The organism is Terrabacter sp. LjRoot27 (assembly GCF_964254175.1).
GTDB lineage: Bacteria > Actinomycetota > Actinomycetes > Actinomycetales > Dermatophilaceae > Terrabacter.
On record NZ_CAXUSS020000001.1, the window covers coordinates 4449656 to 4470214 of the forward strand.

General features: G+C 66.5%; 19 protein-coding genes. 7 read left to right on the top strand and 12 right to left on the bottom strand.

Annotation, left to right across the window (positions count from 1 at the left end):
* Nucleotides 1-16 precede the first annotated feature (16 nt).
* The 4 genes from ACSQ2D_RS20535 to ACSQ2D_RS20550 form a co-directional block, all read right to left on the bottom strand.
* A complete protein-coding gene (locus tag ACSQ2D_RS20535) occupies nt 17-760 on the bottom strand; it encodes a nucleotidyltransferase family protein (RefSeq protein WP_435987768.1) in 744 nt (247 codons plus the stop codon).
* Nucleotides 761-809: 49 nt separating this feature from the next.
* Nucleotides 810-1139: a hypothetical protein gene (locus ACSQ2D_RS20540; protein ID WP_435987769.1), complete on the bottom strand. Its 330-nt coding sequence runs from the start codon at nt 1137-1139 to the stop codon at nt 810-812.
* A 177-nt stretch (nt 1140-1316) separates the two neighbouring features.
* Nucleotides 1317-1466 (bottom strand): hypothetical protein, encoded by a 150-nt coding sequence (locus ACSQ2D_RS20545; RefSeq protein WP_435987770.1) that lies wholly within the window; start codon nt 1464-1466, stop codon nt 1317-1319.
* 174 nt (nt 1467-1640) lie between these two features.
* Entirely contained in the window at nt 1641-2147 is a 507-nt protein-coding gene (locus ACSQ2D_RS20550; RefSeq protein WP_435987771.1) for a pyridoxamine 5'-phosphate oxidase family protein, read from the bottom strand.
* A 277-nt stretch (nt 2148-2424) separates the two neighbouring features.
* Between ACSQ2D_RS20550 and ACSQ2D_RS20555 the strand changes: the two genes are divergently transcribed.
* A complete protein-coding gene (locus tag ACSQ2D_RS20555) occupies nt 2425-3393 on the top strand; it encodes a DUF6602 domain-containing protein (RefSeq protein WP_435987772.1) in 969 nt (322 codons plus the stop codon).
* A gap of 374 nt (nt 3394-3767) precedes the next feature.
* Here the strand turns inward: ACSQ2D_RS20555 and ACSQ2D_RS20560 are convergent, their stop codons facing one another.
* The gene (locus tag ACSQ2D_RS20560; protein ID WP_435987773.1) at nt 3768-5612 is read right to left on the bottom strand and encodes an ATP-dependent nuclease; all 1845 of its coding nucleotides are present in this window, start codon (nt 5610-5612) and stop codon (nt 3768-3770) included.
* A gap of 1352 nt (nt 5613-6964) precedes the next feature.
* Between ACSQ2D_RS20560 and ACSQ2D_RS20565 the strand changes: the two genes are divergently transcribed.
* From ACSQ2D_RS20565 to ACSQ2D_RS20575, 3 genes are all read left to right on the top strand, one after another.
* A complete protein-coding gene (locus tag ACSQ2D_RS20565) occupies nt 6965-7837 on the top strand; it encodes a tyrosine-type recombinase/integrase (RefSeq protein ID WP_435987774.1) in 873 nt (290 codons plus the stop codon).
* A 658-nt stretch (nt 7838-8495) separates the two neighbouring features.
* The gene (locus tag ACSQ2D_RS20570; protein ID WP_435987775.1) at nt 8496-9572 is read left to right on the top strand and encodes a hypothetical protein; all 1077 of its coding nucleotides are present in this window, start codon (nt 8496-8498) and stop codon (nt 9570-9572) included.
* A 156-nt stretch (nt 9573-9728) separates the two neighbouring features.
* Complete coding sequence (locus tag ACSQ2D_RS20575) at nt 9729-10427, top strand: hypothetical protein (protein ID WP_435987776.1); 699 nt, start codon at nt 9729-9731, stop codon at nt 10425-10427.
* 82 nt (nt 10428-10509) lie between these two features.
* On the opposite strand, the gene ACSQ2D_RS20580 is transcribed toward ACSQ2D_RS20575, so the two are convergent.
* The 6 genes from ACSQ2D_RS20580 to ACSQ2D_RS20605 form a co-directional block, all read right to left on the bottom strand.
* A complete protein-coding gene (locus ACSQ2D_RS20580) occupies nt 10510-11259 on the bottom strand; it encodes a hypothetical protein (RefSeq protein ID WP_435987777.1) in 750 nt (249 codons plus the stop codon).
* 403 nt (nt 11260-11662) lie between these two features.
* Complete coding sequence (locus ACSQ2D_RS20585; RefSeq protein ID WP_435987778.1) at nt 11663-13495, bottom strand: GMC family oxidoreductase; 1833 nt, start codon at nt 13493-13495, stop codon at nt 11663-11665.
* Between the two features lie 118 nt (nt 13496-13613).
* A complete protein-coding gene (locus ACSQ2D_RS20590; protein WP_435987779.1) occupies nt 13614-14285 on the bottom strand; it encodes a DUF72 domain-containing protein in 672 nt (223 codons plus the stop codon).
* A 55-nt stretch (nt 14286-14340) separates the two neighbouring features.
* Complete coding sequence (locus tag ACSQ2D_RS20595) at nt 14341-15399, bottom strand: zinc-dependent alcohol dehydrogenase family protein (protein WP_435987780.1); 1059 nt, start codon at nt 15397-15399, stop codon at nt 14341-14343.
* Nucleotides 15396-16295 carry an NAD-dependent epimerase/dehydratase family protein gene (locus ACSQ2D_RS20600; RefSeq protein ID WP_435987781.1) on the bottom strand — a complete coding sequence of 300 codons (900 nt, stop codon included), beginning with the start codon at nt 16293-16295 and terminating at the stop codon, nt 15396-15398. The genes ACSQ2D_RS20595 and ACSQ2D_RS20600 overlap by 4 nt, the downstream gene beginning before the upstream one ends.
* A gap of 44 nt (nt 16296-16339) precedes the next feature.
* The gene (locus ACSQ2D_RS20605; RefSeq protein ID WP_435987782.1) at nt 16340-16945 is read right to left on the bottom strand and encodes a TetR/AcrR family transcriptional regulator; all 606 of its coding nucleotides are present in this window, start codon (nt 16943-16945) and stop codon (nt 16340-16342) included.
* 68 nt (nt 16946-17013) lie between these two features.
* Between ACSQ2D_RS20605 and ACSQ2D_RS20610 the strand changes: the two genes are divergently transcribed.
* A complete protein-coding gene (locus ACSQ2D_RS20610; protein WP_435987783.1) occupies nt 17014-17865 on the top strand; it encodes an alpha/beta fold hydrolase in 852 nt (283 codons plus the stop codon).
* A gap of 101 nt (nt 17866-17966) precedes the next feature.
* Here the strand turns inward: ACSQ2D_RS20610 and ACSQ2D_RS20615 are convergent, their stop codons facing one another.
* On the bottom strand, nt 17967-18182 hold the full coding sequence (locus ACSQ2D_RS20615; RefSeq protein WP_435987784.1) for a hypothetical protein: 216 nt from the start codon (nt 18180-18182) through the stop codon (nt 17967-17969).
* Nucleotides 18183-18310: 128 nt separating this feature from the next.
* Here ACSQ2D_RS20615 and ACSQ2D_RS20620 point away from each other — a divergent pair, with 128 nt between their 5' ends.
* Entirely contained in the window at nt 18311-19600 is a 1290-nt protein-coding gene (locus ACSQ2D_RS20620; RefSeq protein WP_435987785.1) for a threonine/serine ThrE exporter family protein, read from the top strand.
* A 137-nt stretch (nt 19601-19737) separates the two neighbouring features.
* Nucleotides 19738-20544 (top strand): GTPase, encoded by an 807-nt coding sequence (locus tag ACSQ2D_RS20625; protein WP_435987786.1) that lies wholly within the window; start codon nt 19738-19740, stop codon nt 20542-20544.
* Nucleotides 20545-20559 lie beyond the last annotated feature (15 nt).

Genomic DNA, 20559 nt, shown 5'->3' on the forward strand with positions numbered 1-20559 from the left:
GAAGCGGAGGGCCCGTCTAGCGGGACGTGTCGAGCTCTTCGCGGGTGTCGACGTCGCGGCCCGTCGCGAGGTCGCCGCACTCGACGAGCTCGTGGGCGGTGGTGCGGAAGTAGTGGCGGGCGCCGTGGTCGCCGGTCGCCGAGGCGATGACCTGCTCCCAGTGGTCACGCCCGATGAGCGCCGGGTGCCCCGGGACGCCGTCGTATGCCGCCCGGCGGAGTGTCGCCCGGAGCTCGTGGTTGGTGGGGGCGGCCGTCTTGTGGAGCTCGACGGCGTGCTCGTCGGGGTCGGGGTGCGGCGAGTGCGCGTTGTCGACGTGGCCCGGGGCGTCGAGCACGCGCGCGACGACCTCGGGTGTCAGGTCCGGGAGGTCGACGAGGGTGACGAGCACGGCGTCGACGCAGCCCTCACCCTCGTGGGTGGAGCGGGTGAGGGCCGTGAGTCCTGCGCGGAGGGAGGCGCCCATTCCTTCGTCCCAGTCGGGGCAGGTGACGACGTCGACGTCGCGGCCGAGCGCGGTGACGATGGCGGTGACCTCCTCGGCGGCGGCACCGACGACGACGGTGATGCCGGAGCAGCCGCCGGAGTGGAGCAGCGAGACAGCGCGCTCGACGAGCGTCGGCTCGTCCGGGTGCCGGCGCACGAGCGCCTTCGGCCCGCCCATCCGGCGTCCCGCGCCTGCCGCCAGGACGAGCCCGCGCACGTGGGCGGCTCGGCCGTGGGTCGCAGCTGGGTGAGGTGCGGTGTCGCTCTCGGTCACACCGGGAACCTACCCGTCGAGGTGCACCTGGTCGCTGCTGCGCAATGGCTCAGATCGCCGCGTGGCCCGTGGTGATCAGCAGCACCATCTCGTTGTGGAGTCGGCGATTGTCGGCGATCGGTGCCTGCGAGCACTGCTCGGCGACCGTCAGGATGGTGTGCCCGATGTCCGCGATCGGGAACCTGACCGGCGCGGGTGGGATGGGCATGAGCGCAGCGGCCTGGTGCGACACTGCCAGAGCCGCCACGGCGACGAAGAGTGCGATCGAGGCGCGGCGTCGGATTCGCGTTGAACCAAGGCGCCTCACCACTGCGCGCATGGTGCCTGCGGTGAAGGACTCTGTGCCACAGGGAATTTGGCGTCGATTCGTGGTGGTCATCGGAGTTCACCTCCAGTCCTACGAGAACTCCGGATCCCCCAAATGTGGGCCGTCCACGGCGCCATGTCTGTGCGCACGCAAACACACTGACCAGAACGTGGCGGAGCACACGAGAAGGGGCGGCCGACTGCGGCGGAGGCATCCCCGTCGTCACGGAGCGGTGGCGACCCGTCGCGGTCACACGATGTGGAACTCGATCCGATGGACCAAGGTGTCGTCGTGGATCGGCCCCGAATGGGCGGCTCGGTCACGAAGTGCCTCGAGGTCGGACTCGCCCGAGGCGACCACGTCCTCGTCCGTCACGGCGGAGAAGGGCACGACCTCCATGGAGTCGACCTCGATGACGACCCCCGCGGTCCGGTATCGGCCCCCGGCCTTGACCTACGGACGGTCCCACCGGCGGATCGTCACGGTGATCTCCCCGCGGGCGACCGCGTCTCGCAGTTCACGACTGAACATCACATCGACACGCTACGTCGCACCGTCAGCGCTCTGCTCCGTTCAGCTCAGGGGCAGTTCGGCTCTCGAGCCGTCGACGAGAAGCAGGGCGCGGTCGAGGTGTGCCCTGTAGACGCGCAGCGGGGCTGGCTCCTGCACCTGGCGCAGCGACCATTCGTTGCCGCCGGCTGCCACCGACGCCGTCGAGAAGGCAGCCAGTGCCGCTTCGAGCTCCTCGGCCGGCACCTGCTCGGCGCGGGCCGCAAGCTGGAGCCCGACCCCGGTGTCGGCGGGCTGCCTGCTGTCGAAGACGCTGATGCCCACCTCGGGCCGCTCGAGGAGATTGGCCGAATGCTGCGCCTCGGGTCTCGAGAGCCAGATCAGCTCTACGTCGAGCCGCTCCGTCGACGGTGAACGAAGCGAGGCGCAGAACCAGACGGTCGATGCCCACGGCCGGCCGCTCTCGTCCGCGGTGGCAAGTGTCATGTACTGGATGTCGCCGAGCAGCGTCGCGGCGATCCGGACACGGTCGACGACGCCCTCAGGCAGCTCCGATGGCGGCACGGACATGTCCCGAGTATCCCTGCCCCTCCAGCAGCGATCAGCAGATTCGCCTTCGTCTTTGGCCAAGAAACCGAGGCCGATGCGCACCCACAACGGCCGGGCTGCCTCGAGCTAGACACGGAGGTATGCGGCCCATTCCGCCCAGTAGGGGCAAGCCTCAAGTCGCCCAGATGAGGGGGAGGCCCGGCTAGTTGCTTCTGGCCGCCGTGCCCACTCGGGGTCACCGGCGCGGACACCGGCGGGCTTCTCCCTGATCGGGTCCGATTCTTGCCATCATGCTCCTATGACATCTGTGTGGAATCCAGAGCTGCCGGATCCGAGCGACTGGCAGCCAAAGTCTTCCCCGGAGGTTCTCAAGTCGGCTTTCCGCGATCGATGTCTAGGCGTCGAGCGATTGATTCGCCTGCGGGCCGAGCTAGAACGAGAGTTCAATCTTCATAATTTCGATTCAGGGCCAGGCGTCGAGGACATCTTTCGCGAAGAATTAGGGCGTCTCCTGCCCGAGCGATACTCCATTAAATCTGGTGTAGTCTCGAATCGAGACGGGCTGAATGCTGGCGACTGTGACGTAGTGATCTTCAATCATCTGTGGTTCCCGAGCATTAAGGCGGGCGCCACCGCGGCGTCACGGCGATTCCACTATCCGGTCGAAGGTGTTTACGGCGTTCTTGAAGTCAAGCAGTCGCTCACGGCGGCCAGTTTGGACGCCGCCATGGAGAAGCTTGTGACTGTGGCCCGGCTATGTCCCACGCCGTCGGGCCAACTCTTGGTCGAGAATAGAGGCGCAATCGAACTTGGCCCAACGCCTCCGATGTTCACCGCGGTGGTGTGCGCTCGATTGGGGGAAGGACAGTCGCTGCGAGAACTTGTCGACCGATTTATCGCCATAAACGGTCAACTGAAGCGTCGCGAGGTCGTAAATGCGCTCTGTGTTCTGGGCGAGGGTTTCGCATCTTGGGTATACGCGGACCCGCCGCGCACGGCCTTCTTTGGCCCAGAAGAAAGCAATATGCATCTCCGTCCGCTTCTCGTTGAGGCAGATGAAGGGATCGTGTCGCCCTTCTATGAGTTGGCGTCAATGTTGCTTGAGCAGCTGACAGGACAGGTCTTGCCAGCCGGTGGGATCGCGGTTCAGTACGGGGCGCCCCAAGCCTTCCGACGACCTGAGGAAGACATCTGGGATCTCCATCCTGACGGCTGCGATTGCCATCTCGAGACCGGGAGCGCCGACGGCGAATCAGGTCCGGGCTAGCCTCGTCTCTGCGCTAATCCTTGCACAACGCAGACTCCGATAGGCCCTAAAGCCTGACTTCACCTGAGTGCTGCGATTAACCGAGCCCTCGACAGTGCTCCGACGAGTCGGCGCACACGTCCCCCTGTGCGGGCTTGGCGGTAAGTCGGTGGCACTAGTCCTGAGCCGGCCCCCCCTCGCCGGCAGTCCCGACGTGCGGTGACGGGACCACATGTGCAACAGGCCCCTGGCATCAGTCTCTTGCAACGAGCGGTCCAAGCGGTGCCGTCGGATACTGGAGTCCCCATAGAAGGTACCCTTCTAGGCGCAGCCGCTTCGGGTCGGGGTTTTGCAGACAGCGGCTCCACTTGCCGCCGCAAGCGACCAGCGAAAGATCAAATTCCGAGGACCGTTCTCAACTCCAGAACAAACTCGGAGCTGCTCTGACCCTCAAGGCTCAAACCTTTGGCGAGGACTTTTCGCTCTCTGAGCTTGTGCGTCACCTGAGTTAAGAGGAGTTTCCCGTAGAGTAGGCTCTCGGGCGCAGCGTCACCTTCCGGCCACATTTCCTCCGTGCGCGGCGCTCCGCCGTCCAAATATTTCCGATTGGCCGCCCTCCTCTTTTCGCGCAACTTCTTGCGAAAGGCCTCCAAATTCTCTTCAACGACTTCTTGCCGTAGGCCCTCAGCCTCTTCCAGCGGGAGCTTGGTAACCTCGGCAATGTGTGCAGTAGTCGCATGGTACGACTCTGTGTCACACAGGGAGGGGCAAAATGTTTCAATGTCGCGCTCGACAAAGATCCTGGACCATTCTTCAAGTTCGTCTTGGGTCAGGAAGTCTCGATCTCGGTGAATCAGGACGCGAGGACTTGAGTCCATTAGGGCGGCCATCTCGCGGAACGCTTCCGCCGTGAAAGCATTATTGAGCCCGTTGAAAGAGGCTATTTTCACGTCATCCTCGCCAAGGCCGAGCTCCGTCAGAGCGAGTTGGAGCACCCAAGGGTCTTCGTCCTCAGTGCAAATTATTGTTTGTGGAGAACGATCCAACTGGTCGAGTGCTCCGAGATCCATGAGGAGCGCGGCTAATTCTCGATGCTCGTCGGACTCGACCGTTCCGTCCTTCATCCACACAACCTTCACCGCGTCGGATGCGCCAGTAATCAGGTGGCGACTATGCGTCGAGACCAGGACCTTGCAATTGAACCGTTCTGAAATCTCCTCCAGCGCAACGCCTAGGCTTTTTTGTCTAGAGGGGTGGAGATGACTGTCAGGCTCGTCAACAAGAAGCATTGATGGTCTGAAGAGTAGGACGTAAGCGAAGATCTGGGTGACCTGCAAAATGCCTGTGCCCCACAGATCGACGGGTAAGAAGTCCCGCGCCGATGGGTCTGACCCCGTCGCCAAGCGCACGTCGACGTAGAGATCGCGATCAGCGTCGTAATCGACTCGGAAGGAGACTGGAGCCTTCAGGACCCCCTCTAGAAGTTCCTCCAGTTCCCCGAGCAATGCTCGATCGGCCAGTAGGCGAATGATATTGCGGAACACCAAATTTGCGTCACCACTTGCAGCCTTGCGGAAGACCGCTGCATACCCACTCATTTCCTCTCGATGCGGGACGCCAGCTAGGCCTGGCACATAAACGCTGAACAGGGCTTTCGGGTCGCAGATGAATTGACCAAATCCTTGAGATAGGCCAGACCGGTCAACCCCGACATTGTGATGATTCCGGGCTTTGTACATTTCGATTCGATAATCAGACTCCTCCGAGTTGTCAGAGGTCCCTTCGAAGTCGACGACACCTCGCTGGCCTCCGGCTCGGTTCTCATATGGCGTCCCGTGTCCGAGAAGTGAAAAGTCCGCCACCGGCGAATATCGCAGACTGGCCTCGGCAATGACTCGCTGGCCAAGCTCAACTGACGCTTGGGCGCAACTGACTGCGGTGTGAATCGCTTGGAGAACGCTGCTCTTCCCGGAATTGTTGCCGCCAACGAGATAGGTGATAGGACCCAGTTCGATGCGCGTGTCTCTAATCTTCTTGAAATTTTGAATGCGAATAGCGCTGATCTGCGGGCGCGAATTGCGTGGCGACGGCTCCAGGTCCTGAACCGCTGGCTCCAGAACCGGCGCATCCGAGGGACCGTCCCCGTCCGCGCCGCCGCTGGCACTGGTTGATTCATCGTCGGCGCAGAGTCCTGAAAGCGAGTTCTCTGAGATCGGCTTCTCACCAGCAGCGGTCGTCACGTCGTCCCTTTCCAGATGTACAACAACCTGAGAACTCTACGACGTGAACGTGCTGCACGGTCCCATACGCCGAGCCGAGTTAATCCCCGTACGCAGCAGGGCTTGTTGACGCGCGGCGTCGAGATTCAGGGCCGGTGGGGGGCCGGTCACGCCAAGCGGCCCGGCTGCCCCATACCGCCGCGAGACGGCCAGGCCGATTGAGCCGGCCTGCCGAGGGCGGCAAGTCGCAACGACGAACCGTGCGCCATGAGCCCTGGATTGCCGTCCTGATGGGTAACGTTGCAGTGCCCGGCTTTCGCCGGACATACCGCGAACATCGCCGCATCGCAGTCGTCGTTGACCAACTCGCGTCGCCGTTGCGTACACGCACGGCCTTGGATTGGATCGAACATGCCCGCCCGACGGATCGTGCCCACCTTGATCACTCCGCGAGCGACCAACCTGCAGGACTTTGACGAGCACGTCTTGGACGACGACGACTTGGTGCATACGCTCAACCCTCGCTATCCGCGCCTTGCCCTCTGCAGCCGGCGCTGGATCGCGCCGTGGTGGCAGGAGAATTGGGTGCCATCAAATTACGACCGCTGCACAACGTGTGAGACCGTGCGTTCCGCAGTCGTGCAGGGACTGGAAGGCCACTGGGGCAAGCCCGCGAAACGGAAAGACTTGCGATGGTTCGTCCGCGACGGCGCCGAGCCTGAGTTCGTGCATCGACTGGATCCGTTCGCAACATTCCGCGCGCAATGCGGCCACGAGTGGGTGAACGTTGAGGCTGAAGGTCGGCGTAATGAAGTCACTGGCCCCCTTTGCGAGACGTGCGAACTTGTTTCAAGCGCGGGGTTTGGCTTGCCTGCGCGAAGAGAGGCTGTCGGTCGCCGTAGAGCACGGGAGCTATATAAAGCGAACCGCGGTCATGGCCCCAGCGCAGAACCATCCATCGACGTCGGTGCTCGATGGCGCGCCGCGGAACGCGACGATCGCGCGAGCTCTCGCTCTCATGGACGGAGCACAAGCATTCGCACACTCTCTGGTGGTTTGCCAACCCTTGGTCGCCGTCGCTAGACGCGCGGGTCGTGTTTGGATGCCCCTTGCGGGGAGGGCGTAGGAATCCTCAACTAGCTAGGCTGATTACCTGTCCACACAGTCCCTAGGAGCCAAGCCCACCACGCGACGCGCTTCCTGCGTCTTTCCGCCGCCTGCAGACCGGGCCGAAACGCTGGCACGTGGCTAGCGTCGATAGGTCCATGCGCCTGGCCGCCAGCGGCGGGCGGGGTCTGGGTCAGTGAAGCATCGCCGCGCGAGGTGACTTCATGTCCGGCCCGTCCACCCTTTCACCGTTCCAGCCCGCGACCATGTCCAGGGCCCAACTCGCCGCCGTGTCCTTCCTGGCGCGCTACGCCGGGCGCACGCACTCCCTCTACGCGTTCCAGCTGCGGGAGTGGTTCGCGTGGTGCGAGATCGGCGGGCTCGACCCGCTCCTCGGGATCCAGCGAGCACACATCGAGCTCTACGTCCGTCACCTCGGCGAGCGGGGCCTGATGGATTCTTCCGTCGTCACGATGATGCACGCCGTCCGCGGCTACTTCCGCTTCGCCCACATCGACGGCCTCATCACTGCCGACCCAGCCGTCTACGCCCGACTGCCCAAGATCCACCGCGACGAGTCCCGCACCCAAGGACTGGACCGGCTCGAGCTGATCCGTTTCCTCCAAGTCGCCCAGACCATTACCGTCCACCACGGCGCCTTGGCCTACCTGCTCGGCATCAACGCCCTCCGGGCATCGGAAGCCGCGGCCGTGCGGATCGAGGACTACGCCGACACCCTCCGCGGCCACCGCGTTCTGCACCTGGTCGGCAAAGGCAACAAGCCCGCCACCATGCCGGTCACCGTTCCCGTGCTTCGGGCACTCGAGGCCTGCCGAGGCCAACGCACCTCCGGACCACTCGTGCTACGGCCGGTCTCCGGTAAGCCGATCGACCGACGCGACGTCTACCGAATGGTCGCGCGGATCGCGAAGACTGCCGGCATCCCGCGGCACGTCAGTCCTCACTCGCTACGGCACGCAGCCATCACCAACGCGCTCGACGCCGGCGTCCCTTTCCGGGACGCGCAGATCCTGGCCCGGCACGCCGATCCGCGCACCACCGAGCACTACGACCGCGCCCGCGGCAACCTCGACCGACACGGCGTCCACTTCCTCACCGCCTACGTCGCCGGTGTCTGACTAGCTGGGGCCACCAGCGTCGATTCCGCCCAGATAGGGCGCGCCCCAGGACGTGCGGCATACTGCCCAATCAGGCTAGGGGCGAACCAGCCCACCCATTAGGGGGCGCCAACCCATCCCGGCCCTGCTGGGCTGGCGTCTTGGCGCTCAGAAGCCTGACACCAGAGCACTGCTCAAGGGGATCCACTGCAATGCTTGGCAAGCCAACTGGGCAGGATGTCCGTCGACATGCGCCCAAGGGATCACACCCGCTCGTCGCAAATGCCATACTTCGCGGATGTTCCGCAGCCGACCCGCTACCCGCCTGCGGCCTGTCGCAGCCCAAGAGACGCTTGACACTGCCTTCCTTGCGAGGGCTCTCGACATCGTCGACCGGTTCAGTCAGCCGGCCACCAGATGCTCTGCGCTTATCTCGTTGGTGTCCATCGCACCTTCTGCCGCGCGCGAAAGCTTCATTTCTCGGCTACGGGTCGGACTAGCACTGATCCCCGAGGGGCCCGATATGACACGCCTCATGTGTGATTTGGCTAGCTCATACGGAATCGACGAAGGCCTGGAACGCGAAGCAAAGAGCCTACTCGCGGAGCGCGTCGGGAGTGGGAGTATCGGTGACGTTGACCTCCAAATAATGTTAGAGCGAGGCGTCCCTACGGACTCAATGGATCCTATCCACATCCGGGACGCTGAAGTTCTGTTCGACTGGCAGCTGGCCAATGGTAATTTGAAGGCGGCTCAGCGCGTGATCTCGAACCTTAGCGATCAAGATGCAGCGTTCGAGCGACTGATAGCAGAAGCAGAGCGGTGCTTTCCTCAGACGAAGTTGCGCGCGGACGATCTACCCCTCGAATATCGAGCCTACTACGATGCAAAGATGCTGCTCGCGCAGGCGCTCATGCGACATCTCCCCGATGACGGAGAAGACGTCGCGGCCGCCTTGGCCGTGTGTGCAGACGTACCAGATATCCCCCGAAGGCTTGAAATCTTGGAGAATTGTCTGGTCTACGCTCGCGGCACAATTCAGGCTGATTTGGCATCAGCCACTGCGCTTGGCGCCATCGCGGATGTACTACCGTCACGCGAGATGGCGGCGTGCCTCGCGAGGTGGAGCTGGTACGTTTCACAGGGCCACTGGCAGAACTTAATTGGGCTGGTGCGGACGCTAGACAGTGATGCGGCCAAGGCCACGGCGCTGGTGACCATGGCATATTCCTCAAGAATGCGCGACGATGACCGGTCGTTCCGTGAACTGCGTAATATCGCCAGCAAAATCAGCGCGCCGAGGTGGCGAGCGCGAGCACTCCTCCCCTTTAGCCGCATGTCGCATAAATCGATTCTCACCCATTTCAACCTCGTGTCGGCGGCGGCCGTGTCCAACGACAAGAACGAATCGTTGAAGGTACTGGCGGATCGCTGGCCGCATTTGGTTAGCCCGCGATTGTTGCTGCGCGGCACCAAAACTGCAGACTTGGATGCTGCTGTGACCGTGCTGGATCGACGCCGGACCAAGCATGTCGCGCATTATTGGCCGATGGTACGGCAGGCTGCAACACACCGCTTTCGCCTGAATCAGGCCGAAACCGTTCAAGCGCTTTGCTCGTTCTCGTGGCTCCTTGGGGCTAGGGTAGACCGGCACGGAATTCGCCTTGAGATCTTGGAATTTGTAAACCAGGTCGACTGCGAAGACTCACGTGCGCAGGCACTCCAACATTTGACTGGGGGCATGGTCCTTGAGTAATGAGAAGATCTTTTGCCGACTTGAGATGAAGCAGTTCCCGAAAAGCGAGTTCGTCGAGGATCCCGACTGGGGCCTTGTTCATCAGACAGAACCTCTCCACACTACCTTGGGGAGCCAGGTCGACGACGACTTTACATTTGAAGGAATGGGCGGTCAGTGATGGACACCGCCATGGGGAGTTGGCCGACGCCGCCTGCTGGAGTGGATGGAGGAGCCGAGACGCTTTTCAAGGCCCGAGTCGAATTCGAAATTGAGCGACGCCTCAAGGAACTGGACGCGATCTCGGCAGAACGGATCTCAAACTCAGCCAAGGAAATCCAGGCAGTTCAGGCCGAAGACAGATTGAGAGAAGCGGTCCAGAGCGCGTATCTTACGAGCGCGGCCCAAGCCGTTGATCGATCGGTCAAGCGCGCAGAACTTGTAGTGAAGACCGCGGCGACCATAGGTACAGTACAAACTGGCCTAACTGCGCTGTTTTACAGAGACAGCACGACGCAGACGATTCCTGCTCATGTCATGATACCGATGATCGCGATTGCCTGCAGCATCGGGTTGGCTGCAGGCTATTTGGGCTACTTGGGCAAAAGAACTATCGACGGAGACCCCTTGGTCGCCTCGATGGCGCCCAAGCAGCAGGCTGCAAGACTATCGTTGTACATCGCTTGGATTAACACGACTGTGTTCGCGCGGGTCGCACTACTTCGGTTAGCAGTTCTAGCGCTCTCGCTAGGAATAGGCCTTATGCCTACAGCACTGATCCCAGATCCGCCGCTTTGGATCTATGTGACTGCTGGCCTGGTAGCGGGCGTCGCGCTATTGGTTGAAGTTTGCCGTGCTGAGTGGGACAAGACTTGAAAGGTGCTTCGCGCCCGTGCCGTGTCGTCCATAACTCGGACGGGGTCGGCGTGACTGTGGCCCCAGGGGATAGAAGGCGCTCTTAGAGCTCAGAGCGCGCCTTCCACTCGGTTTCGACGTATAGTTGGTCATCGATGTCTGGGGGGTGGCCCACCACAACGAAGTCTTCCCCGTCGTTGTCAACGTCATGAAGGATCCTCCGTCCGTCAACAATGAGCGGAAGTTGAAGACGCCACCGCCACAGCCTCCCGTTCTCCGGGGTGACCTTCAGAAAGAACCGCTCGACTTGCCCTTCGCTCAGTGACCAACTGAGAGGCGCGAACCGCGGTCCGTCGATATCCGACAAGGTGACCCAGCTCTGCCCAGCGTCCATGAGGCTGATATCGAAGCCCAACGGATGGACCTCAGCCCCGGCGGTCGGGCGGGCGAGGTAGCGCCCGGCCGGGAGAGGGTGTGACGTCGCCGTTACGAGCGGCGGGCTGATCACGACGGTCACCTTGGAGCGGGCAACGACGGTCAGCAGGACCGTAGAAGTACCACTGTCGTAACCGCCGTGGCCCGCAACCCACTTCTGCCACTCCGCCAGTGTGCCGGGAGGCGCGCCAAGTGGACCTGTGTCTGGCACCCAGAAGCAGGCAGCATTCCAGTCAGGGCTCCCCGCCCAAATGATCCCCAGATCGGTCTCGACGTTGACGTCCAAGGGACTGCGTTCGAAAGTCCGGCGTCCCAGCCGCTCGGCGACATGCCGCACGGGTTCGAAGAAGCTTGCGACCACACCCGTTAGAAACCCAACGACCAGACCTCCGAGTGCGCTCCACAGCCACTCAGTCATGCCCGCCACCCTAGTCACTCGGTGGGGGACATAGGGTCTAGCGGACCTGAGCCGAACCGCGGGGGACCGGCCTGCGGGCGGGCACCCTCTGGGGATCTCCACGTGACGCGGCGACATGTCGGCGAAGTTGTCGAGATATCCAGCCTGGGTGTCGCACCCGGGGCGGGGTAATCGCCCCGGAGGACGATTGTGGCGCGATTGCCCTCAGGGATGCGTCATCCCGCCGCGAATGGACCGTCGCGTCGACAATCCGGACGCGCCGTCCTCTAGCGCGTGCTCAGCGCCGCGAGCTCGCGAACGTCTTCGCCCGGTAGAGCCGGACGAGGGGCTCGCTCGCACCGGCGGACGCTTATGTTCCCCGGTCGATTAGAGTCGGTCAGTTCTTCCGCTGGCCTCCCAGCCGTCAGCCGACCAGCTCGTGGAGGTGGACGCCATGTTCGCCGGCGATCAGCTCGGCTGCCTTCTCGCCGATCATGATCGTCGCGGCGTTCGTGTTTCCGCTGACGACGTTCGGCATGACGCTGGCGTCGGCCACGCGCAGGGCCTCGATACCGCGAACCCGCAGCCGCGGGTCGACCACGTCACCAATCCGGCACGTCGACGTCACGTGGTAGACGGTCAGCGCGTAGTGGCGGGCCAGGTCCTCCAGCAGCGCGTCGCTCAGCTCGGAGCCGGCCTCGTGGCCATGGGCCCGCGCCAGGTGCGGTGGGATGACGGGGGCACCCAAACCACCGCCGGGCCAGCCCTTCGCGATCTCGAGGGCCCTGCGCATCACGGCGATCATCACCGTCACGTCATGGGGGTCGTCGAAGTAGTTGAGCTCGATCCGCGGTGGGACGGCCGGGTCCGCGCTGGTCAGCGTCACGGCGCCCTCGGAATGGGGTTGCACGGGGTTGGGCAGCAGGACCACCTGGCCGCGCGTCGGGTCGAGGAAGGACTCGGGGTCCTCGAAGAACGCGGACGGCGGGAGCCGGAAGACGCCCTCCCAGATCGGCGGCGTGTAGCCGGTCGCGAGGAAGCCGATCTGCGCGTCGTGGGTGTGCGCGTCGCCCAGCCCGGTGGAGAAGAACGCCACGGCGTCGTAGAGCGAGGATGACGCGAGCCCGCGGCCGGTGGTGAACCACTCGCCGATGCGTCGCTCTGCCTCGGCCTTGGCAGCAGCCAAGGGCTCGGGCAGGTCGCCGTCGTCGGCAGGGTCGGCCGGGAGTGGACCGGCCGGAGCCCGAAGCGCGTCCGGGCCGAGAGACATGGCGACGTCGAGCATCGTCTCGCCGATGCCGTCGGCCGCGAACATCAAGGGCGTGTGGAGGTGGTCCTTGAGGTGGCGCCCGACGTCCGGGAGGTCGACGACGCATTCGACTCCGACGGCTGCGAGCTCGTCGCGAGCCCCGACTCCCGAGAGCAGCAGGAGGTGCGGCGAGCCGATGGCACCCGCGCACAGCACCACCTCGGTGCCCGCGGCGACCTCCTCGCTGACGCCCTGCTCGGTGCGGTAGGCGACCCCGGTCGCCCGGACCACCTCACCGTTCGTCTCGAGCAGGACGCGCTCCACGAGCGCGCCGGTGACGACGGTGAGGTTCTCCCGACCCATCACGGGCTCGAGGTAGGCGTGGAAGGTCGAGCTGCGCCGGCCGTCCTTCGTCGTGGTCTGGAAGAGCGAGGCCACCCCCTCGGGCTCGAGGCGGTCGCGACCGTTGTAGTCACCCTGCTTGAGGCCCGCCGCCCCGGCGGCCTCGACGAACTGGTTCGACGCGCGCAGGATCGGCTGGCGCACCGACACCCCCACCGGACCGTGGTGTCCGTGCATCTCGCGGTCGGGGTGCAGCTCAGGACTGTCCACGAAGCCCTCGGACTTGAGGAAGTAGGGCAGCACCTCCTCGTAGGACCAGCCGTCCGCACCCGAAGCGGCCCACGCGTCGAAGTCGCCGGGGTGTCCACGGACGTATGCCATGTAGTTCAGTCCCGAGGAGCCGCCGAGCATCTTGCCCCTCGGCACCATCATCTGGCCGCCGACCAGGCCCTTCCCGACCCCGCCCGGGTCGCCGTTGTACATCCAGTCGGTCGCGGGGTCGTTCTGCAGGCTCGCCACCGCGGCCGGCACCAGCTCGGCGGGCGGCGGCGGGCCGCCGGCCTCGAGCAGGCACACCCGGACCTGTGGGTCCTCGCTCAGCCGGGCAGCGACCACGGCTCCTGCCGATCCCGCCCCCACGATCACGTAGTCGTACGTCGTGCCCATCGCTACCACCTCGTCGTGGCGCCTCGCCGGGCGGCGGGGACGGTATCGCCACGCAACCACACTCCGGGAGGGGAGACAAGGAAGCCTGCACAGCGCACGAGAGGTCAGGCCAGCGTGCTCAGCCGGCGTCGCGGTCGAGCAGGGCGAGGAACCGCTCTGCGTCACCGGTCCGGGGCAGGTTGTTGAACATCACGTAGGGAGTCGGTCGGCCGTCGACCAGATCTCGGAGCCGACGGAGCTCATCGTCGGTGTGGACGTGGCGCGAGCCCGTGGTGCCGTGCAGGCGGTAGTAGGTCTGCTCCGGTGTCACTGTCTCGGTCTGCATTGGGTCCACGACGTGCACGAGATCCAGCTCGGCGCAGAGCTCCTCGAGCAGCTGCCGGGGCCACTCGCCGCGGGGCTCCCAGAGCAGCCGACCGGCCGGCCGCTCCACCTGCGACAGGAAGCTCCGGAGCCGACCGATGTTGTCCGCCGTCGGGCGGAAGCTCTTCGGGCACTGGAGCAGCACGGCGCTGGCCCGCAGGACGCGGGCGCACTCGAGAGTTCGCTCCCACCCCGCAAGGACCTCGGGCGTCGTCCGGAACCCTCCCACCTGCCCATGGGCGCTCTCAGGCAGAGGCTGCTTCAGCCGCCTGTAGGTGGGGCTGTTGGACTCATGGGTGACGATCTGCCACGCCTTCATCGTGAACTCGAAGTCGGCCGGCACCTGGGTCCGCCAGCGCGTCAGCACAGCGTCCGCCGGCGGGTCGTAGAACGTGTTCTGCACCTCGAGGACCGGGAATCGCCGCACATACGACGCCTGCGAGACCGTCCACCCGCACAGGCCGACCCGGACGTCCACGGCCCTACCCCTCCCCGGGGCGGCTGTCGTCAAGACTCACCACGGTCATCCCGGCGGCTGACGGGTGATCCATGGTGGCCAGGGCGGCACTGGCTTCGTCGAGGCCGATGACGTGGCCGACGAGGTCGGCTGGGCGGAGGGTGCCGTCCTCGATCAGGGCGAGCATCGCCGGATAGTCGCGGGCGGGCATGCCGTGGGAGCCGTAGATCTCGAGCTCCTGGGAGATCACGAGGTCCATCGGGATCGGCGGGGTGGACTTGGGGCCTAGCAGCAGTCCGGCCTGCACGTGCCGACCGCGGCGTCGAAGGCTGCGCACCGAAGCGACCGCCAGCTCGGGCGAACCGAATGCGTCGATGGAGACATGGGCGCCGCCATCCGTGACCTCCCGGATCGCCGCCGCCACGTCCCCAACAGCCCCACCATCAACGACCGCAGAAGCCCCCAGAGACGAAGCCCGTTCCAGCGCAGCTGGATTCACGTCGACGGCGACAACCTGCGCACCGAGCGCCACCCCGATCATCACCGCCGACAGGCCGACCCCGCCGCACCCGTGCACGGCCAGCCACTCGCCAGAACCGAGACGGCCGTGGGTCGTCAGAGCCCGGAACGCCGTCGCGAACCGGCACCCGAGCGACGCAGCCGTCACGAAGTCGACCGAGTCCGGCAGCCGCACGAGGTTCGTGTCGGCGCCGTGGATCGGCACGAGCTCGGCGAACGACCCCGGCCCCGTGAAGCCGGGCTGCGTCTGGTCCGGGCACACCTGCGCCTCGCCGGCCAGGCACCACGAGCACACACCACACCCGCACACGAAGGGCACCGTCACCCGGTCGCCGACGGCCCAATCCCGCACGCTGGCCCCTACCGACGCCACGACACCGGCGAGCTCGTGACCCGGTATGTGCGGCAACGACACCGGGTCGTGCCCCTTCCACGCGTGCCAGTCCGAACGGCATACGCCCGTCGCCTTGACGGCGATGACGACCCCGCCCGACGGACACTCGGGCTCCGGCACGTCCCGCAGCTGCGGCATACGCCCGTAGTCGTCGTAGACGACGGCCTTCACGACGCGTGCGGGTCCGTCAGGACGTCGCGCCACGAGTGCTGCGGCGAGTAGCCGAGCAGGTCGCGGGCCTTGTCGATGGAGTAGAAGGTCTCGTTGCGTCCCATCGGCCGCCGCAGCTCCACCCCGTCGTAGAAGCGCTCGCGCACCTCGTCGGCCGTCGCGGCGACGGACATGTCGGCGTTCGCGACGTTGAAGACCTCGTAGCCCAGCCCGTCGACCTCGAGGCAGCGCGCCACCATCTGGCCGAGGTCGCGGGTGTCGATGTAGGCGAAGATGTTGCGCCGCCGCAGCGCCGGGTCCTCGAGGAACGGCGGGAACATCTCGGCGTACTCGTGCGGCTCGATGACGTTGTTGATGCGCAGACCGTAGATGTCGAAACCGGTGCGGGCCTGGAAGGAGCGCGCCGTCACCTCGTTGGCGACCTTCGACATCGCGTAGGAGTCCTCCGGCACCGTCGGGTGCTCCTCGTCGACCGGCACGTAGAGCGGCCGCCGCTCGCCCTGGGCGAAGCACACGCCGTACGTCGTCTCCGACGACGCGAAGATCACCTTGCGCACGCCGAGCCGCGTGGCCGCCTCGAGCACGTTGTACGTGCTGAGCACGTTCGTCGCGTACGTCTTCGCCTCCGACGTGAGCAGGATCGCCGGCACGGCGGCGAAGTGCACGACGGCGTCGTAGGCCGGCTTGGCCGGCAGGTCCAGCTCGTCGAAGCGCGCCAGACCCGCGAGCGCCGAGTAGACCTCGCCGGCGTCGGTCAGGTCGACCCTGAGGTCGTCAACGGCCGTATGCCGTAGCGGCACGAGGTCGGCGTTCGTGACCTGGTGCCCCTGCTCGGCGAGGAACGTCGCGACGTGCTTGCCGGCCTTGCCGCTGCCGCCGGTGAAGAAGATGCGCATGCCTCGATCCAATCACCGATGCCGCACCACTGTTCGGGCGCCGGTCACGCCCCGACTGGCGAGAGCAGGGGGAGCAGCATCTCGCGGAGCGCCTCCTCGGTCTGCCTGGCCGAGAGCCCGCCGTCGAACCGGAGGATCCGCCACGTCGTGGCGTCACAGACGGCGACGACCTGGGCCAGCCGGCGCTTTCGAGTCGCTGTGTCGTGAATGCCGTCGAGGCGCTCGGCGAAAGCCTGCCGGCACCAGCTCACGTGGTAGCTGCGGCTGCGTGCAGCGAGCTCCGGCACACCGGGCGCCTGGCCCGCCTCGGCGTAGAGCTTGAGGATCAGCGCGCCGTGGTTCTCGTAGTAGCGGACCAGCGAGTGCAGCGTGGCCTCGGGGCTCTCCCCCACGGCGGCCGCCCGGTCGGCGGCAAGGCGGGAGAGCTCGCGCTCGACCGTGGCGGCGAGGAGCCCGTGCTTCGTGCCGAAGCGCCGGATCACCGTCTGCACCGTGACCTCGGCCGCGGCAGCGACGTCCTCGAGCCGGATGCGGTCGTACGGGACGTCGGCGTAGAGCCCGAGCATGGCGTCGATGATCCGCTGGCCGGTCTGCTCGGCCGCTTCCGCTCGGGCCGTCATCCGGTAGGCCCGCGCCGCCCCATCTTTCATGCGACCAATGCTAACCTCAATATATTCATGTCAGTCTCATTAAGATCAACTCACGCAAGGAGCAGTCGATGGACCCCCACACCCCCGCTTCCGGCAGCGACCCAACGCTCGCCGAGAGCACCGCCCTCGTGCCCACCCGGCTCGGCCGGCTTCACGTCCGTCTGGTCGGGCAGGGCCCCACGACCGTCCTGTGGTCCTCGATGTTCGTCGACAGCCACACGTGGGACCCCGTGGTGCCGCTGCTGCCTCGGGACCGGCGTTACGCGCTCGTCGACCCGCCCGGGCTGGGCCTCAGCGAGTCGTTGCGCGAGGCCAGCGACATCGCCGGCGCCGCGGACGCTGCCACCGACCTGCTCGCCGGGCTCGGCGTCGATGGCCCGGTCGACTGGGTCGGCAACGCCTTCGGCGGGCACGTCGGTTTCAAGCTCGCGGCGCGACCGGGAGTGCTGCGCAGTCTCGTGGCCGTCAGCTCACCCGCCCAGCCTGTCGACGCCCCGCTTCGGCGGCAGATCACGCTCCTGCTCCCGGTCCTTCGGGCTGCGGGGCCCGTGGGGCCGGTGCGCACGGCGATCCTCACGGCCATGCTCACCGACGCCTCGCGAGACAGCGCGCCTCTGCGTCAGGCGGTGGAGGAGTCCTTGGCGCGCCCCACCCACCGCAGCATGGCCCTGGCCGTCCGGTCCTTCATCCTCAACCGGGTCGACGTCACTGCTGAGCTCGCGGACCTCACCGTGCCGAGCCTCTTCGTGGCCTCCGACGACCGCGGCGACTGGCGCCCGCAGGACGCCGAGGATGCCGCAGCCGCGGCGCCCGACGCCACGGCGGTGACGGTGGAGCAGGCCCGCACCCTGGTCCCACTCGAGCAGCCGGAGGCCTTGGCCTCGCACATCCGCCAGTTCTGGGCGCGGCTCGCCGCGTGACGTGACGCCCACCAGCGCGGGGCACGCGAAGCGGCGGCTCGGGTCCGAGGGTGTCAGGATCCGAGCCGCCGCTGTCATTCACTTGGTGAGGAGCCGGCCTCTCAGCAGAGAGACTCCGCGACTGCGTTCTTGGCCTGGCCCCCGCCGACGGCCTGAACGAGCTGCCCCACGTTGTCCACGCCGGGGACTCCGCCGCTGTTCACCGTCTTGTGCACCTGGCCGAAGCACGCCGAGTCGGACGGTGCTGCGTTGGCGCTGCCGGCCAAGCCGACCATGGCGAGAACGGCGATGGACCCCGTGGCGAGAATGCGCTTCATGAGACATCCCTTTCTGTTGGTGGGTGCGAGTCACCCATCAACACCTCTTCCGCATGGGGGATGCGTCCGGATGCAGCCCGGCCCGACTTTTTCTTCAGGGCGCCTCGTCCGCTGACATGATGACGACCATGCAGGACGACGCGGACCGGCAGACCGAGACCCGCGCCCTGCTGGCCGAGCTCGGCACCGCCATGATCGCCACCGGACAGCCGGTGCAGGAGATCGAGGAGGAGCTCACCGAGGTGAGCGCCCGCCTCGGCTACCCCGAGGTCCAGACCGCCGTCGGTCCGACCGGCCTCATGGTCAGCCTCACCTCGGGCGGCCCGTCGACCTTCCGCTCGGCGCCTCCCGGCCTGCGCCTGCACCAGTCCGCGAGCGTCCGCCTCATCCGCCACCAGCTCGTCCACGGCGAGCTCGGCCCAGCCGCCGCCCGCGACGAGCTCGCCGCGACGGCCATGCGCCCGGTCCAGCAGCCCGCCTGGCTCGTCGCCCTCGCGTGGCCCGTGCTCGCCGTCGGCATCGCCCTGATCCTCCAGCCCGGCTGGGCCAACATCGCCGCAGCAGCAGTCGGGGCCCTCATCGTCCTCGCACTCGTCCAGCTCGCCGAGCGCTACGAGGTCGTCAAGGCGCTGCTCCCGACGCTCGCCGCCTTCGCCGTGTCCCTCGCCGTCTTCGGCGCCGCCAACGCCGGACTGCTCGAGGGACCGCTCCGCACCGTCCTGCCCCCGCTCGCGGTCCTGCTCCCCGGGGCGCTCGTCGTCAACGGCATGTCCGAGCTCGCGTCCGGGCACATGCAGGCCGGCTCGGCCCGCCTGACCTACGGCCTCGCGCAGCTCGGCCTCTTCGCCCTCGGCCTGCTCATGGCCACCGCCCTGCTCCGCGTGCCGACCTCGACCCTCGTCAACCTCCGCGTCGACGAGATCGGCTGGGCCGGCGCCGTGGTCGGCCTCATCCTCATCGGCGCGAGCATCTGCCTCATGGAGGGCGTCCCGCTGCGCATGCAGGGCTGGGTCCTGCTCGTGCTCAGCCTCGCCTTCGGCGCCCAGGTCGCCGGGCAGGAGCTCGGCTCGATCGCCCTCGGCGGCTTCCTCGGCGCCATCGCGGCAAGCCTCGGCGCGAGCGTCGTCGAGCTGCGCCGCCCGCAGCTGCCGCGCCTCGTGCTCTTCCTCCCCGCCTTCTGGCTGCTCGTCCCCGGCAGCCTCGGCCTCGTCGGCGTCACCGAGCTGGCCGCCGGACGCGAGTCGGCCACCGACGTCGCGCTCGGCCTGCTCGGCGTGGCCATCGCCATCTCGCTCGGCCTGCTCGTCGGCTCCGCCGTCGGCCGGGCCCTGCGCGGCCGGCTCGCCGCCGACCCCGCACCACCACCCGCGCCCGCACCACCCACAGCCCCGTCACCACACCCGGCGGCATCGGACTAGAGTCGGAGACGCAACACCCTGTCCTCTCGCCAGGACGGGGTGTTGTTCGTTGCCCACGGTGCGGGCACCGCCGGCATGGGTACGGAACGTAGGCTCTAGGGTCAACTGGCCCCAGCCCAGCACGCCGAGGAGGCACCGTGTCTCAGACTTCATCCCGGATCAGGACGATCCTGCCGACGTCGAGTCGCACCGCATTGGGCGCGACCGTCGCCACCGGTCTGCTGACCGCTCTCGCCCAGGCCCCCGAGCGCCTGAGCCGGCTGCTGCGCGACCGCTACCCGATGGTCGCCGTGACCGGCATGACCGGCGTCGGCAAGAGCCAGCTCGTCGACCGGCTCTCGCGCCGCTCGACCGACGACGCCGCTGCCGAGGTCGGCTCGGCCACCATGGAGCGCCGCACCCGCAAGGGCGCCAAGCTGCACGGCTTCCGCTTCCTCGTCGTCCCCGGCGACAACGCGGCCACCCGCCTCGCGGCCCTCGACGAGGTCTTCCACGACGAGCCGGTCGACGGGCTCATCCACGTGGTCGCCAACGGCTACGCCACTCCGCGCCGGGCGGGCGGCACGAGCGGGGTCGCCACCTCGACCCGCGAGGAGCAGCTCGTCGCCGAGCTCGAGGACTGGACCATCACCTCGCACCGCATCGCCTCGCTGGCCGTGCGCCGCAGCAAGCCGATCTGGCTCATCATCGCCGTGACGAAGACCGACCTCTACCCCGACGACGTCGACGAGGCCGTGCACTACTACTCGCCCGGCAGCGGCACGCCCTTCGGCGACAAGGTCGACGCCCTGCGCGCCCTGGCCGGCGGCGCCAAGCTCTCGATCGACGTGCTGCCCGTCTCCAGCCAGGGCGGCGACCGCAAGTCGCCCCTCCCGGAGAAGCGCGCCGGCGCCATGGTCGACGCCCTCGCCACCCGCCTGGGCCAGCTCAGCGGCCACGCCTGAGCGGCTCCAGCTCCG